Origin of the sequence: Streptomyces sp. NPDC058145 (assembly GCF_042884245.1) — a bacterium.
Lineage (GTDB): Bacteria > Actinomycetota > Actinomycetes > Streptomycetales > Streptomycetaceae > Streptomyces.
On the sequence record NZ_JBHVUH010000004.1, the window covers coordinates 451,609 to 467,478 of the forward strand.

Annotated in this window: 13 protein-coding genes; 10 read left to right on the forward strand and 3 right to left on the reverse strand. The window is 72.5% G+C overall.

Annotated elements, in window-relative coordinates:
- Together ACFVVO_RS12110 and ACFVVO_RS12115 are read right to left on the reverse strand one after the other, a co-directional pair.
- Positions 1-328 (reverse strand): hypothetical protein (locus ACFVVO_RS12110; RefSeq protein WP_390054019.1); only part of this gene is annotated, 328 nt, incomplete at its 3' end.
- Between the two features lie 216 nt (positions 329-544).
- The gene (locus ACFVVO_RS12115; protein WP_390054021.1) at positions 545-2,461 is read right to left on the reverse strand and encodes a helix-turn-helix domain-containing protein; all 1,917 of its coding nucleotides are present in this window, start codon (positions 2,459-2,461) and stop codon (positions 545-547) included.
- A 312-nt stretch (positions 2,462-2,773) separates the two neighbouring features.
- Between ACFVVO_RS12115 and ACFVVO_RS12120 the strand changes: the two genes are divergently transcribed.
- Complete coding sequence (locus ACFVVO_RS12120; protein ID WP_390054023.1) at positions 2,774-3,502, forward strand: methyltransferase; 729 nt, start codon at positions 2,774-2,776, stop codon at positions 3,500-3,502.
- Positions 3,503-3,648: 146 nt separating this feature from the next.
- Positions 3,649-4,476: a hypothetical protein gene (locus tag ACFVVO_RS12125; protein ID WP_390054025.1), complete on the forward strand. Its 828-nt coding sequence runs from the start codon at positions 3,649-3,651 to the stop codon at positions 4,474-4,476.
- A 219-nt stretch (positions 4,477-4,695) separates the two neighbouring features.
- On the opposite strand, the gene ACFVVO_RS12130 is transcribed toward ACFVVO_RS12125, so the two are convergent.
- The gene (locus ACFVVO_RS12130) at positions 4,696-5,541 is read right to left on the reverse strand and encodes a LuxR C-terminal-related transcriptional regulator (RefSeq protein WP_390054027.1); all 846 of its coding nucleotides are present in this window, start codon (positions 5,539-5,541) and stop codon (positions 4,696-4,698) included.
- A 269-nt stretch (positions 5,542-5,810) separates the two neighbouring features.
- On the opposite strand from ACFVVO_RS12130, the gene ACFVVO_RS12135 reads away from it, so the two are divergent.
- From ACFVVO_RS12135 to glgX, 8 genes are all read left to right on the forward strand, one after another.
- A complete protein-coding gene (locus tag ACFVVO_RS12135) occupies positions 5,811-5,966 on the forward strand; it encodes a hypothetical protein (protein ID WP_390054029.1) in 156 nt (51 codons plus the stop codon).
- A gap of 45 nt (positions 5,967-6,011) precedes the next feature.
- Positions 6,012-7,358: a sugar phosphate nucleotidyltransferase gene (locus ACFVVO_RS12140; protein WP_390054031.1), complete on the forward strand. Its 1,347-nt coding sequence runs from the start codon at positions 6,012-6,014 to the stop codon at positions 7,356-7,358.
- 46 nt (positions 7,359-7,404) lie between these two features.
- The gene (locus tag ACFVVO_RS12145) at positions 7,405-8,100 is read left to right on the forward strand and encodes an SDR family oxidoreductase (RefSeq protein ID WP_390054032.1); all 696 of its coding nucleotides are present in this window, start codon (positions 7,405-7,407) and stop codon (positions 8,098-8,100) included.
- A 215-nt stretch (positions 8,101-8,315) separates the two neighbouring features.
- Positions 8,316-9,626, forward strand: a complete 1,311-nt coding sequence (locus ACFVVO_RS12150; protein ID WP_390054034.1) for an IS701 family transposase — start codon at positions 8,316-8,318, stop codon at positions 9,624-9,626.
- A gap of 328 nt (positions 9,627-9,954) precedes the next feature.
- Positions 9,955-11,403 carry a maltokinase gene (locus ACFVVO_RS12155; RefSeq protein WP_390054036.1) on the forward strand — a complete coding sequence of 483 codons (1,449 nt, stop codon included), beginning with the start codon at positions 9,955-9,957 and terminating at the stop codon, positions 11,401-11,403.
- Between the two features lie 145 nt (positions 11,404-11,548).
- Positions 11,549-13,387: an AGE family epimerase/isomerase gene (locus tag ACFVVO_RS12160; protein WP_390054037.1), complete on the forward strand. Its 1,839-nt coding sequence runs from the start codon at positions 11,549-11,551 to the stop codon at positions 13,385-13,387.
- Entirely contained in the window at positions 13,384-13,725 is a 342-nt protein-coding gene (locus ACFVVO_RS12165; RefSeq protein WP_390054039.1) for an STAS domain-containing protein, read from the forward strand. The genes ACFVVO_RS12160 and ACFVVO_RS12165 overlap by 4 nt, the downstream gene beginning before the upstream one ends.
- A complete protein-coding gene (gene glgX, locus ACFVVO_RS12170) occupies positions 13,722-15,866 on the forward strand; it encodes a glycogen debranching protein GlgX (RefSeq protein WP_390054041.1) in 2,145 nt (714 codons plus the stop codon). The genes ACFVVO_RS12165 and glgX overlap by 4 nt, the downstream gene beginning before the upstream one ends.
- Positions 15,867-15,870: the final 4 nt, after the last annotated feature.

The following is a 15,870-nucleotide window of genomic DNA, read 5'->3' on the forward strand; positions in this document are numbered from 1 at the left end:
GCGTCGTGACGACCGCCGTCCGTTCGACCGGGACCGTGACCGCGACCGTGGCTTCGAGCGTCGTGACGACCGCGGCGACCGTGGCGGTCGTGGGTTCGAGCGTCGTGACGACCGCGGCGACCGTGGTGGCCGTGGGTTCGAGCGTCGTGACGACCGCCGTCCCTCCGAGGGCGACCGTCGTCCCTCCGACGGCGACCGTGGTGGCCGTTCCTTCGAGCGCCGTGACGAGCGGGGCGGCTTCCGCCGCGACGACCGCGGTGGTCACCGGGGCAGCGACCGCCCGTTCAACCGCGACCGCCGTGACGACCGTCCGGGCTTCCTCCCCCACTCTCGACGTCCCTCGAGCGGGGGGACCCCCACGGCCGGTCACGACCGCCCCTACGGCCGTCGTGACGACCACCGTGGCACCGGCTCCTTCGGCCGCCGCGACGACAAGCCGCGCTGGAAGCGCAACGGCTGACATCGGATGACCGGCTGACCGCCGGTCTCCACCGCCAACGGCCGCGGGCCCCGGGATCTCCGGGGCCCGCGGCTGTTTTCGGCTTCAGCAGGTGGACAGCGGGGAGCGGATCGCGTGCCGGGTGCGCTGCAGCCGAAGGGCGAGCTGGACTTCCAGGGCGCGCATGGGCTCCTGCCAGGCGGGCTCGAGTAGTTCGGTGATCCGTTCCAGGCGCCGGGAGACGGTGTTGGGGTGGACGTGCAGTATCTCGGCGGCCCGGCGGGGGCTGCCGCCGGAGGCGTAGTACGCCTCCAGGGTGTGGACCAGATCGGTGCAGTGCTGGTCGTCGTAGGCGATGACCGGGCCGATGGTGGTCTGCACGAAGGCCGGGATGTCGGGGCTGTCGGCGAGCAGCAGTCCGAGGAAGCCCAGTTCCTGCGCCGAGGCGCTGCCCCCGTCGGTGCCGAGCGCGGTGAGCGCCTCCAGGCACCGCCTGGCCTCCTGGTAGGTGCCGTGCAGCGGGCCGGGGTGTGCGACGGGGCCGGCGGAGCCGACGGTCACCCGGCGGCCGGTGACCGAGGCCAGTTCGGCGGTGACGGCCCGGCCGGCCGCCGAGGGGTCGGTGCCCGGGACGAGCAGGACCAGGCAGTCGTCCACGGTGGTCTGCAGGCCGGCCATGCGGTGCGCGTACGAGGAGGCCCACACCAGGGCGCGTCCGCCGGCCCCGCCGTCCGGCCGGGCGATCAGCACCACGTGCGGGTCGTCGAGGGCGACGCCGAGGCGCCGGGCGTGCACGGCGAGTTGTTCGGGCGCGCGCGGGGAGTCGCCGATCAGGTCCTGCAGGAGCTGGCCGCGGCCGCCGTCGGCGGAGGTGTCGGCGCCGGTCTGGATGCGCAGCAGGACCGCGGTGGACTGCGCGGTGGCCTGCAGCAGCCGGAGTTGGTAGTCGATGGCCGGGCCGTCGGGGGCCAGGATCACGGTGCCGAGCACCTCGCGGCCGGCGGTGGCCGGGCACAGCCACAGCCCGTCGGCGGAGCGGATGGGGGCGAGTTCGGTGTGGGCGTCCAGGGTCCGCTGGAACAGCTCCGCCTCGTCGACGTCCGGGAAGCCGGTCGTGACCGCCAGGGTCCGGCCGGTGGCGTCGCGGACCATCAGGGCGCCGCCCAGTTCGACGGCGGCGCGCGCGGCGACCTCGCCGAGGCCTCGGCCGCTCAGCACCATGTCGATGAGCCGGGTGTGGACGCCGCCGACCAGGCGCTCGGCGGTGGAGGAGTCCAGCGCCCGGGAGACGTCCAGTTCCAGTTCGCTGAGCTCGGAGCGGGTCCGGGCGAGCAGCCGGGCCTTCTTGATGGCGAGGGAGGCGAGGTCGCCCAGCGAGGAGACGAGGGTGATCTCGTCAGGCGTGAGGTGGCGCACCGAGCGGTTGGCGCCGTAGAGCGCGCCGAAGGTGCTGCTGCCTTCCTTGAGGGGCACCGCCATGAGGCCGTGCAGGCCCTCGGCGGTGACCACCTCGTCGGTGGCCGCCGAGTGCGGGAACCGGTCGTCGGTGAGGTAGTCGGAGGTCCAGTAGGGCGCGGAGCGCTCGGCGGCCGCGTTGCCTACGCCGCCCTGCGCGGGGATGACGAAGCCCGGGGTGATCGTGGAGGCGTGTCCGTCGGAGACGCGCACGTAGGAGCGGCCGTCGGCGGCGTCCCTCAGGGCGATCCAGGCCATGTCGAAGTTGAGCAGCAGCCGGGTCCTGCGGGCGATCACCTGGAGCAGCGCGTCCACGTCGTACGGGAGGGTCAGTTCCCGCGCGGTGTCCACGAGCGCCGCGAGGGCGGCCTCGCGCTGCTGGTGCCGGGTGAGCAGGCCGTGTACGTCGAGGGCCATGGTCCGGGCCCGGTTCAGCAGGGCCACGGACTCGGCCGGCACCGGTTCGGCGGCGGCGGCGGCCGGGGGTGGCTCGAATCGGTGGGGCGGGGCCTCGGTGGCGAGCAGTTCGAGCAGTCTGAGCAGTTCGTCCTGTACGAAGTCGTCCATGGGCCGCACCGACCTCACCCCCTGTTTGATCCGCGGCGCCTGCAGTGTCCGGCTCTGCCGGACTTTCGTGAACCTAGATTGCGTGCGCGACGGGCGTCAACGATGGCCAGAACCAATACGGTTGGCCCGATTAATGGCCGAATTCCCTTCCCCGTGGGGGCTCCGCGGTGGCCCGGGCACCGTCGGGCCGGTGCGCGGCGGTTACCGCTGCACATTCCGCCATGGTGTCCGGCTGTCCGACAATAAGCCCTGACACCGCGCCAGGTGAGCAGTCTGACGCCGCCGCGAAGCGTCCAACGGGGGGACGAGAGTATGTCGGGAACACAGAGTTATGCGCGCTCGCTGGAGCGCAGCCGGTTGTCGTTGACGCGGGCCGACCGGCCTTCCGAATTCGAACTCATGGGCTTGCGATGGGATCTTCTTGACGAAGTGTTTGCTCCCGTCTTCTCGCCCTCGACCGCGGTCGCGCTCGAGATGCTCGGCCTCGATCGGGCGGCCCCGGGTGAATGGAGTGGTTCATTCCTGGAAATGGGCTGCGGAACGGGGGTCATCGCGGTGCGCGCGGCGCTGGCCGGGTGCGAACGGGTGGTGGCCGCCGACGTCAATCCGCGGGCGGTGGAGAACGCCGAACGCAATGCCGTGCGGCACCGGGTGGCGGACCGGGTGCGGGCGGTGCGGAGCGATCTGTTCGCGGAACTCCGGCAGGAACGTTTCGACACCATCTTCTGGAGTTCCAACTATGTGCGGGCGCCGGAGGACTACACGTACCGGTCCATGCACGAGCGGGCCTACGTCGACCCCGGCTACCGCGCGCACCGGCGCTATCTGGCCGAGGCCCCGCTGATGCTCGGCCCGGGCGGCCGCGCGCTGCTGCACTTCAGCAGCCGGGGCGTGCTCGGGGAGCTGCACCGGATCGCCCGGGAGTGCGGACTGGTGCTGCGGGTGGCGCGGTCCGTGGAACTGGTCGAGGAGGCGTACGGCGACGATGTCGTCGAGCACCTGCTGCTGGAGATCGGTGTCGACGAGGGCGCGCGCGGCTGACCACCCGCGCGCCGGAGCCGGGCGGCCGGCCGGGCCGTCGGTACGGGGCGGGAACGCCGCGGCCGGGGCCGTTCAGGGAGCAGTTGGACTCGGACACGGCGCGCCGGTGAGCGGCCGCCGGTCCGCCGACGGGGGAAGTGGTGGGTGTGAGCCTCTCCGCGCGGGACGCCTTCCGGGCCGAGCTCACGGCGGTCGCCGGGCGCGACGGCCGGGTCGTCTGCCTGGAGACGCTGCCCCGGGACAAGGACCATCCGTTCGCCGCGGCCCACCCGGACCGCTTCTTCTCGCTGCCCAACGTGGGCTCGGTACTGACCCAGATGGTGACGGGCCTGGGCGCGGCCGGGTTCCGGCCGTTCGTGGTCGTCACCTCGGGCGCGGAGGTTCGTACGACGGCACCGCGGTCGCTGTGGCGGGACTGCCTGGAGGCCGGCGCCACCGTGGTGGTGCCGCCCGAGAACTTCCCGGACGGGTACGACGAGGTGCGGCGGATGCCCGGCATCCCGCTCGCCATGCCCTGCGGTGAGCAGGAGACCCGGGCGGTGGTGCGGCAGGCCGCGCGCTCCGCACGGCCGCACTGCCTGGTGCTGGGGGAACGGGCGGGGGCGGGCCGGGGGGACGGGGTGGAGATCGGGGCTCCGCTGTCCTCGCTGGCGCTGGGCGATCCGGAGGCCGCCTGCGCCCGGCTGATCTCCGTCGGCGAGGCGGGGACCCGGCTCGCGGTGGCCGCCCGCGCCGCCTCGCCCGGGCTCGGGCACGCCCACCTCGTCTACCTGGACGACGCCGGGCTCTCCGCCGCGGCCGTCGAACTCGCCCGGTGGCCGGGGACGTCGGTGGTCACGGCGGCTCCGCGCATGCTGGATCCGGTACTGCGGGAGCTGCGCTCGCGGATGCCGGGGCGGGCGGTGCTGGGGGTGCCGGCGGGGGCGGGGCGGGGGGATGTGGCCCAGGTGCTGGCGGCTGCCGCGGGGGTTTAGGGGGTCCCTCCCGCCTCGGCTCCCCTTCGCCGGCCTTCCCTTCGCCGGCCCGACTCGGCTTCGCCTTCGGCGGGATCGGGTGCGCACCCGCACCGCCCGTGCGGCCATCGTGGTCGGGTGCGGGTGGCCCCTGTGGGGTGGGGCGCCGTCGGCGGCTGTCGGGTCCGTGGGTGGGGGCCCTGGGGGGCGTCCTCGGTGGCTTTCAGGGGCGGGGGTGGGTCAGGTGGAGTCGTCTTCCAGGAGTTTCGACTCGGCCAGGGCGTAGGCGAGTTGGGCCCGGCTCTTGCTGTTGAGGGCCTCCGCCGCGCGGCCGATGTGGGTGGAGACGGTGCGGGCGCTGATGCCGAGGCGCTTGGCGATCGCCGCGTCGGTGTGGCCCTCGATCATCAGTCGCAGGACGGTGCGCCGGGTCTCGTCGGTCATCAGCGGGGGACGCGCCCGCTCCTGGGTGATGCTGAGCGGCTCCGCGCGCCGCCAGGCGTGGTCGAAGACCGTGGCCAGGTAGTGGACGATCGCCGGGTGCTCGATGGCCAGGGCGGTGGTCCTCAGGTCGTGCCGGGGGTCGGGGATGAAGGCGATCTTGCGGTCGAAGATGATGAGCCGGTCGAACAGCTCGTTCAGGGTGCGCACTTCCACACCGACCGCGGTCACCTGCTCGATGTAGGAGAGCGTGGGGCCGTGCGTGCGCACGGAGTGCTGGTAGAGCGTGCGCTGGCGGATGTCGCGCTCGGCCAGCTCCAGGGTCCGGCGCAGCGCCTTGCTGAGCAGCGCGGTGGCCCGTCCCCCGCCGGGCTGTGCGGTCAGCAGTTCCGCCCGGCAGGCGTCGGCGGACTTCTGGAGCGCGGCGCTGATCACGTCCTCGCCGTGCAGCAGACGGATGTCGGCGGAGGCGGTGCCCTGCTCCTCGCGGTAGACGTCCTCGGCGGCGCTCAGCGCCTCCCGTACGGCCGCGACGGCCTGCTGCTGGACGAGGATGGCGCGCTCGATCGGCCGGCAGAACTCGCTCACCGCGATGTCCGGCGGCACCACGCCCATGATCCGCGGGTTTTCGGCCAACGGCCGCATCAGACCCAACTCTACGAGGCAGTCGGGGACTTCCCCATCAATCGGACCTTTCGTAAGCGCTTCCCGGTAGCGGGCCAGTCCGTCGTCGCACAGCCTGACAACATGAGAATGGGAGGGATTGTCCGACTTCCTGCACATTCGTTCCCCCTTCAGAAATGCGCAATGCGCGATCACGAGGCTACCAAGCGAAGAAAATCGGCCCCTGGCTGCGGCATGCTTCTCGCGGCGGAGGCGACAGCGCCTAATCAGCCACCTGGGAGGGAATCCACATGAATTCCAAGGGAACGAACGCCAATCGATTCAGCGCGATATTCGCCCTCATGCTCCTCCTCGGACTCGGCGTCCAGTCGGCAGACCGGGCCGCGCACGTCCAGTCGGCCACTCAGACGGCCAACACTCCCGAACACGACCCGGAATGGGGCTGACCGAAGGTCCGGGCGGACGTCCGACGCATTCATAGGGGGGAAGAGATGGTCCCTCGTCGGAATCCGGAGACCGTCGGAATCATACTCGCGGGCGGCCGGGGGGAACGAGCGAAACCCATCACCCTGGAATCGGCCGACTACATTCGCAGCAAGGCGCTTATTCCGTTCGTCGGCAGGCGGCTCATCGAATGGGTCGTCGAAGCCTGCCGGGACCAGGGCATCCGCCGATTCCACGTGGTCGCCCACGGCCTGGAGAACCGCAACCAGATCAAACTGCTCCTCGGGCACGGCGAGCGGCACGGCGTGGACATCCGGTACTCGCGGTCGCGCCTGGACCGCTACAACGTCGGCTCGGCCGGTGCCACGCTGCACAACCTCGAACAGTGGGACCTGCAGGGTCAGGCCCTGGTGCTGCCGGTCGACTCGCTCTTCGACTTCGATCTGCCCGCCCTGCGGGCGGCGCACGACCGGCGCGGCGCCGTGGTGACGGTGGCCGCGGTGGAACGCACGGCCCGGGAGATCGCCGGCAAGTACGGGGTGATGCGCACCGATGCGGCGGGACTGGTGACGGGCTTCGTCGAGAAGCCGGCCGCCGGACGGCTGCGCGAGCTCTTCCCGGACACGGTCGCCGACGAGCGGGCAACCCTGCCCACCAACGCCGGGATGTACCTGGTCGACTGCGCGCGGCTGCGGCTGCTGGCCCGGGAGCCGGAACTGTTCCGGCGCTCCCACCAGCGGCTGGACTGGGGCGGTGACCTGCTGCCCTGGCTGGCCGGCAACGGGCACCCGGTGGCCGTGCACGCCATCGGCGGACTCGGCGACCTGGGCAACGTACCGGACTATCTGGACACGCTGCGGCTCGTACTCGACGGGGGGTACGAGCAGATGAACCGGCTCATGGAGCGGACCGGGCAGGCCGGGCCGCACGGCTGGATCCACGACAGCAGCCTGCAGACGAAGGACGACCTGACCGGCACCACCCTCGCCCAGAAGATCGAGGAGGGCTCGGTGCTGATCGGTCCCGGTGTGCGCATCGGCCGCGAGGTCGAGATCGGACCGGGGGTACGGCTGGAGCACGCGGACATCGGCGACGGGGCCGAGATCCGTGAAGGCAGCACGCTCGCGCACTCGGCCGTCGGCGAGTCGGCGGTGATCGGCGCCCACGCGGACGTCTCGGACAGCTACGTCGGTCCGATGGCCGTCATTCACTCGGAACGCGGCCGTCCGACACGGCTGGAGGGCTACACCGCGATCGGCGACGGTGCCGTGCTGCGGCCCGGGTCCAGGTTCCGCGGGGTCACGGTCTATCCGCGGCTCAGGGTGCCCACGCTGACCGGGGTGCCGGCCGCGACCGAGCTGACGAACGCCGACGACGTCCTGCGCTGGGTGTGAACCGCCGGGGACGGCGGACGGCAGACACATAGGGGGAATCATGCACATGCACGGTCCCATAGCGGTGATCGGCGGGGCGGGCCGGCTCGGCGCCCTCGTGACCAGGAGACTGGCCGAGGCGGGCGAGCGGGTCCGCGTGGTGAGCCGGCACCCGGAGCGGGGAACGCCCCCGCCGCCCGGCACCGAGCTGTGGCAGGCGGACGTACGGTACGCGGACACGCTGGCACCCGCGCTGCGCGGCTGCGCCGCCGTGGTGTTCAGCGTGGAGCCGGGCACCGCCGACTCCGGTCCCCACAGCCCGGAGACCACCGTGTACAGCGGTGTGCGCAATGTGCTGGCGGCGGCCGCCGAGTACGCGGAGCGGCCCCGGTTCGTGCTGGTCAGCCAGATATTCGTGACCCGGCGCGAGCACCCGATGAACGCCTACGGGCGGCTGCTCGACTGGCGGCTGCGCGGCGAGGACGCGGTGCGCGACTCCGGGTTCGCCTACACGGTCGTGCGGCCCGGCTGGCTGGCCGACGACGGCAGCGCGGGCGCGGGTGTCCGGCTGGAGCAGGACGACCGCGGTGACGGCTGGGTCTCCCGCGCCTCGGTGGCGGAGGCCTGCGTGCGGGCGCTCGGCTCACCGGCGGCCACGCGCCGCACCTTCGAGGTCTACAACGAGCCGGGCCCGGCGCCCGCGGACTGGGAGCCGCTGTTCCGCGGGCTGGCCCCGGACCCGCTGCTCGCCCTGCGGCCGTAGGGCCCGCCCGGCCACGGCGCCACGGCCCCGTCCCGGGGCCGTACGGAGGACGAGGGCGGGTCCCCCCCCGACCGCCCGTCCCCGTCCCGCACCCGTCCGCCCAATCCCCCCGGGCCGACGGGCTCCTGCCGGGGCCGGCGCGCAGGCGGACGCCCCAACGCGTCCGCCGCGCCGGCCCCGGGTGAATCCTCACGCATTCCAGAGAGGGCCGAGTCATGCCCGGCGAACGTCAGACAGTGGGGCCCGCCGACATTGCCGCCGCGGTTTCCGCACAGATTTCCACGGTCTCCGAGAATTCGATTTCCGAGATCCTTTCCCGCACCTTCCGTTCCATTCCGCGCAGCGACCAGCGACGCTGGGGCGAGCTGTACGTGAGAGGCCTGCTGTCGGTGCCCGGCCGCAAGACGATGCGGGCGATCGCCGACGGCGCGGGCGGCGGGGTGGAGCAGAGCCTCTACCAGTTCATCACCAAGTCCCCGTGGGCCGCCGAGCCGGTCCGCCGGGAGCTGGCGGAGCTGCTGCTGCGGATCGAGCCGCGCGCCTGGGTGGTGCAACCCCTGGTGATCGCGAAGGTGGGGCAGCACTCGGTGGGCGTGGAGCGGCGCTGGGTGTCGCAGTACGGGCGGGTCGTCAACTGCCAGCAGGCGGTAGGCGTGTGGCTGGCCTCGGACCGGGCGTCGTGCCCCGTCGACTGGCGCCTGGCCCTGCCGGAGAGCTGGGCCGGCGAGGCGGCGCTGCGCCGCCGCGCCTGCATCCCGGAGGACGTCGGCTCCTGCCCGCCCGAGCAGTGCGCGGTCCAGGCCGTGTCCGCGATGGCCGGGGACTGGGGCCTGCCGCACCGGCCGGTGGTGATGGACCTGCGGGAGAGCGACGCGTACGGCGTCTGCGCGCTGCTGCTGGAGCGCCGGGTGCCGTTCGTCGTCCGCGTCGACCCGGCGGCCCGCTCGCTGGCGCTCCGGCCGGTGCGGCCCGCGGTCCGGCCCGGGGCCCCGGAGACCGTCTCGGAGGACACGGGCGCCCCGTGCCCGCCCGGTTCCCCGCTGGCCCTGGTCCCGGAGCTGAGCAGGCAGTGCCTGCCGGTGGAGTGGTACGACCACGAGACGGACGCCCTGCGGGCCACCTCGGTCGGCGCCACCCGGGTCCTGCTGCGCCGCACCGGCCCCGAGTCGTCCCGGCCGGTCCCCGCCGACCCGCAGGAACTGATCCTGGTCGGCGCCTGGCAGGACCCGGGGCGGCGCACCCCGAGCGCGTACTGGCTGTCGAACCTGCCGCAGTCCCAGCTCGGCACGGTCTACCGCACCGCCATGCTCGCGCGCCGTGTCGCCCGCGACCTGACCGAGGTCAGCGAGAGCCTCGGCATCCGGGACTTCGAGGGCCGCTCCTACCGGGGCTGGCACCACCACATGACGATGGTCTCCCTGGCCCACGCGGCCACGGTCCTCTCGGCGACACCGCACACCGAGTCCCGCCCCCCGGCCCTACGGGTGCCCGCGGCGCGGATGCGGGTGGGGGTGCGGGCCGCGTGACTGCTTCGGCGGAGGTGGATTCGGGGCGGGTGCGCAGCGGGCGCCGACCGCATGACGACTTCGGTGGAGGCGGAGCCGGTGCCGGTGCGTGCGGGGCTCGGCGGGTTGTCCGCCTGCCGGTCGCCCAAGCAGTGCGGGACGGCGCGCGCAGGGGGCCGGGTGCCCGCGAGGGCGCGGGCCCGGTGACGGCTGCGGTGGACGCGGGGCGAGGGCGTACCGGGCTGGGCGGGTTGCCCGCCCCCCGACGACCGGAACCCGGATGTTCTGCGGGCGTGCGCGTCGGCGGTCGGGTGCCTGCGGGCCCCGAGTGGATGGGGGTGCAGGACGTATGACGACCTTGGTGGACGCGGAGCTGGAGCGGGTGCGTGCCGGGCTCGGGGGGCTGCTCGGGGCCTGGTTGCCCGGACAGCGCTGGTTCGCGGGCAAGGACGGCGGGGTGCCGCGGGTCGGTGTCCGGCTGCTGGAGCGGGTGCTGCCGGGCGAACCGGGGCTGCTGCTCGCGGTGTTCGACGCCGGACCGGACGGGCCCTACCAGGCGCTGATCGGCATGCGGCACGGGCCCGGCGTCGAGCCGCCCGGATCGGTGATCGGCCGGCTCGACGCACCGGACGGCACCGCCCTGACGCTGTACGAGGCCACGCAGGAACCGGAGTTGATGACACGGCTGCTGGAGCGCTTCGGCACCGAGCAGGGCGGCCCGGTGCGCTTCGAGCGGCTGCCCGGGAGCGAACTTCCGTACGGCGTACCCGGCGTGGCGAGCACGGCGGAGCAGTCCAACACCTCGGTGGCCTTCGGGGACCGGGCGATGCTCAAGGTGCTGCGCCGGCCGGTGCCCGGAACCAGCCCCGAACTGGAGTTGCTGGGCGCGCTGCAGCGGGCCGGCGGTGTGCCGGGCGCGGCGCCGCTGGGGCAGGTGCGCGCCACCGGCGACTCCCCGCTCGGCGCCTGCACCCTGGGCATCCTGCAGGAGTTCGTGCGCTCCGCCGGGGACGGCTGGGCGGCGGCCACCGACCGGGCCCGCGCCTGTCTGGAGGGGGAGGGCGGCGTCCCCGCGCCGCTCGGCGCCTTCGCCGAGGAGTCGTACGGGCTGGGGCTCGCCACCGCCCGGGTGCACACCGCGCTCGCCGGGCAGCTCGGCAGCAGACCGCTGAGCGGCCGGGAGGCCGTGGACCTGCTGGACCTGCTGGGCGACCGGCTGACGGCGGGACTGCGGGCGGTGCCGCACCTGGCGCCGTACGCCCGGGAGCTGTGGGGGCTCCACGACGACCTGCGGATCCGGGTGCTGCGCGGCCGGGCTCCGCTCGTCCAGCGGATCCACGGCGACCTGCACCTGGGGCAGGTGCTGCGCACCGGACAGGGCTGGGTGCTCATCGACTTCGAGGGCGAGCCCGGGCACTCCCCGGAGGAGCGCCGCCGGCCGCAGCCCGCGCTGCGCGACGTCGCGGCGATGCTGCGTTCCTTCGACTACGCGGCCCACCACGCGCTGACCGAGCTGCTGGGCCTGCCGCCGGGCGAGATCACGGCCGACGACCCGCGCGCCGCCCGGCTGGGCCGCCGGGCCACGGCCTGGTCGGTGCACAACCGGCAGGCCTACTGCGCCGGTTACGCCGCCGGAGGCGGCCAGGACCCGCGCCGGGCGCCCCTGCTGGTGCGCGCCTTCGAGGCGGACAAGGCGGTGTACGAGGCGGTCTACGAGGCCCACAACCGGCCCGCGTGGCTGCCGATCCCGCTGGCCGCCGTCCGCCGGCTCACGGAAGAACGCCGACGGCAGAGTTGAAAGTTCAGGAAGTCCGCCACCGCTCTTTGTCCACGGCAAACGAGTGCGCTGAAGATATGACAAGTTCGCGAAATGTCAAGAACGGGAGATTCGATGGTTCATCAGTCCCGGACGAATTCGAAAACATAAAGCGAAGGGTGTGACCATGTCCGACACCGTCAACTTCACGTTCTCCGACACCGTCGCGGGCCGGGTGGCCGGATTCGATCGCGAGGCACGCGTCTTCACCCTCGTCACCGCCGACGGCCGTCCCTTCGAGGTCTCCCTGGACGGCGGGCCGTCCGCGGAGCTGCTGCACAACCTCGGAGAGCCGTACCAGGACGCGACCGGGCACATCGACTCGCTGCTCGAGGAGGGCCGGTACGTCCTGGCGTACGGGATCTTCTACCCGGAGGCCGACGGGTTGCGGTTCGAGGCGAAGCGGCTGATCTTCACCGGCCGGCAGCCGGACGACCACCGCTTCGAGGAGGCCGGCTGGTGGATCCGGCAGATACGCGAGATCGCCGCCTTCTACCGCAAGGCCCAGTTCGGCGACGGGCCGGTGGACTTCACCCGGTACCGCACCGAGATCCGGCTCAGCGGCGACAAGACCGCGAGCCACGTCCAGGAGACCGACACCATCTCCCGGCTGGTGTACGGCATGGCCTCCGCGTTCCTGCTCACCGGCGACGACGAGTACCTGGAGGTCGCCGAGCGGGGCACGGAGTACCTGCGCGAGCACATGCGGTTCGTGGACGCCGACGAGAACGTCGTGTACTGGTACCACGGCCTGAAGGTCGACGGCGACGTCGAGACCAAGCTCTTCACCTCGGAGTTCTCCGACGACTACGACGCGCTGCCCGCCTACGAGCAGATCTACGCGCTGGCCGGGCCCATCCAGACCTACCGGATCACCGGCGACCCCCGCATCAGGGCGGACGCGGACGCCACCATCCGGCTCTTCGACCGGTTCTACCTGGACCCGGAGCACGGCGGGTACTTCTCCCACATCGACCCGATCCTGCTCAGCGCCGAGCACGAGTCGCTCGGCCCCAACCGGGCCCGCAAGAACTGGAACTCCGTCGGCGACCACGCGCCGGCCTATCTGATCAACCTGTACCTGGCCACCGGTGAGAAGACCTACGCCGACATGCTGGAGTACACCTTCGACACCGTCGTCAGCCGCTTCCCCGACCCGGAGCACAGCCCCTTCGTCCAGGAGCGGTTCCACAAGGACTGGTCGCACGACACCACGCACGGCTGGCAGCAGAACCGGGCGGTCGTCGGCCACAACCTCAAGATCGCCTGGAACCTGCTGCGGATGCACTCGCTGCGTCCCAAGGACGCCTACCTGGAGCTGGCCACCTCCCTCGGCGAGACCATGCCCGAGTGGGGCGCGGACCGGCAGCGCGGCGGCTGGTACGACGTCGTGGAGCGCGTGCGGCAGGACGGCGCGGACCGGCACCGGTTCACCTGGCACGACCGCAAGGCGTGGTGGCAGCAGGAGCAGGCGATCCTCGCCTACCTCATCCTGCGCGGTGTCACCGGCCGCGCCGACTTCCAGGGCGAGGCCCGCGACGCGCAGGCCTTCTACAACGCCTTCTTCCTCGACCACGACGAGGGCGCCGTCTACTTCAACACGCTGGCCAGCGGGCTGCCGTACCTGCTCGGGGTCGAGCGGCTGAAGGGCAGCCACTCGATGTCGATGTACCACTCGGCGGAGCTGTGCTACCTGGCGGCCGTCTACAACAACCTGCTGCTGGGCGGCAGCGCGATGGACTTCTGGTTCAAGCCCGACCCGGCGCTGATCGAGGGCCGGGTGCTGCGGGTGGCTCCCGACCTGCTGCCGCGGGGCTCGGTGCGCATCGAGTCCGTGGAGATCGACGGTGAGCCGCACACCGGCTTCGACGCCGAGGGTCTGCTGGTGCAGCTCCCCGAGACGTCCGGCCGGGTCAAGGTGAAGGTTCGGCTGGCCCCCGTGGCCCGGACGGAGGTGGCGGGATGACCGTCAAGCTCAGCTCCCGCACCGAGGGCGACACCGCGGTCGTCGTCCTCGAAGGAGAGATCAACTCGACCACGTCCGGCGGGCTCCAGGCCCAGCTCCTGCCGTTCGTCGGACAGGGCAGCCGGCTGCTGATCGACCTCAGCGGGGTCTCCTACGTCTCCAGCGCCGGTCTGCGCACCCTGCTGATCGTGCACCGCAGGGCGCAGCAACTGGAGACCCGGGTGACGCTGGTCGGCCTGTCGGAGGAGGTCCGGTTCGTGATGTCCGCCACCGGGTTCCTGGACTTCTTCGACATCGAGGAAGACCTGGACGCCGCACGGGAACACACGGGCCGATGACCACCCAGGACGTACGTGAGCGCGTCGACGCGTTCCCCACCCGCCGGATCGGCGGCCACCGGGTGCGGGCCGGGCGGCCCTTCCCGTACGGCGCCCATCCGGTGCCGGGGGGGATCAACTTCTCGGTCTACTCCGACCGGGCGACCGCGATGCGGCTGGTCCTCTTCGAACGGGGTGCCCGGCACCCCATGGCCGAACTGGAGTTCCCACCGGAGTTCCGGATCGGCAGCGTGTACGCGATGACGGTCTTCGACCTGGACGCGGAGAACCTGGAGTACGGCTTCCGCGCCGACGGCCCCTTCGACCCGGGGGCCGGTGACCGGTTCGACGCGGGCAAGGTGCTCAGCGACCCCTACGCCCGGCTGATCTCGGGCCGGGACGTGTGGGGCCGGGAACCGGACTGGGACGACGTCTACCCCTACCGGGCGAAGGTGCTCGACGACGACTTCGACTGGGGTGACGACGTCCCGCTGGGCATCCCCACCGAGGACCTGGTCATCTACGAGACCCACGTCCGGGGCTTCACCCGGCACCCCTCGTCCGGGGTGAGCGCCCCGGGCACCTACGCGGGCCTGCGGGAGAAGATCCCGCACCTGAAGGACCTCGGCGTCAACTGCGTAGAGCTGCTCCCGGTGTTCGAGTTCGACGAGCTGGACAATCCGCGCACCGACCCGGCGACCGGCGGGCGGCTGCACAACTACTGGGGCTACAACACCGTCTCGTTCTTCGCCCCCAAGGCCGGCTACGCGGCCACGGGCCGGTTCGGGATGCAGGCCGACGAGTTCAAGACCCTCGTCCGGGATCTGCACCGGGCCGGCATCGAGGTCATGCTCGACGTGGTCTTCAACCACACCGCCGAGGGCAACGAGCAGGGCCCGACCATCTCGTTCCGTGGCCTGGACAACGCCACGTACTACATGCTCACGCCCCAGGGCGAGTACTACAACTTCAGCGGCACCGGCAACACCGTCAACTGCAACCACCCCGTGGTCCGTGACTTCGTGCTGTCCTGCCTGCGCTACTGGGTGTCCGAGTACCACATCGACGGCTTCCGCTTCGACCTCGCCGCCATCCTCGACCGGGCGCCCGACGGCACCCCGCTGCCCAACCCGCCGCTGCTGGAGCAACTGGCCCACGACCCGATCCTCCGGCACACCAAGCTGATCGCCGAGGCCTGGGACGCGGCCGGGCTCTACCAGGTGGGCGCCTTCCCCAACTACGGGCGCTGGTCGGAGTGGAACGGCAAGTACCGGGACACCGTGCGCCGGTTCGTCAAGGGCGAGCCCGGACTGGTCGGCGAGCTGGCCACCCGCATGGCCGGCTCCCCCGACCTGTACCGGGGCCGCACCGCCTCGGCGTCGGTCAACTTCGTCACCGCGCACGACGGGTTCACCCTCCACGACCTGGTCTCGTACAACGACAAGCACAACGAGGCCAACGGCGAGGACAACCGCGACGGGGCGAACGACAACAACAGCTGGAACTGCGGGGAGGAGGGCCCCAGCGGCTCGGCGCACGTCCGCGACCTCAGGACGCGCCAGATGAAGAACATGCTGGGCATCCTGCTCACCAGCCAGGGCGTCCCGATGCTCCTGGCCGGGGACGAGGTCGGGCGCACCCAGCTCGGCAACAACAACGGCTACTGCCAGGACAACGCGCTGTCCTGGTTCGACTGGGGGCTCGTCGAGGCCAACGCGGAGCTGCTGGCGTTCACCCGGGCCCTGATCGCCTTCCGGCACGCCCATCCGGTGCTGCGCTCCGCGGACCACCCGACCGGCTCCGACCGGGTCGGCAGCGGCTACCCGGACATCGGCTGGCACGGCGTACGGGCCTGGGACCCGGACTGGTCCGCGCACAGCAGGGTCCTGGCCTGGATGCGCTGCGGCCGGCACGCCAAGGGCGGCACGGTGCGCGACGACCACGTCTACGTGGCCGTCAACGCCCACTGGGAGTCGCACGACCTGGAACTGCCCGGGCTGCCCGAGGGACAGGCCTGGCACCTGTTCGCCGACACCGGGCTCGGCGCCCCGCACGGCCCCGGCCCGCTGGGCGCCGAGCCCGAGCTGCACCACCCGGGCCGCTACCACCTCGGCCCGCACGCGCTGGTGATCCTCGTCGGCCGGGACCGGCGCACCGGCTGAACCC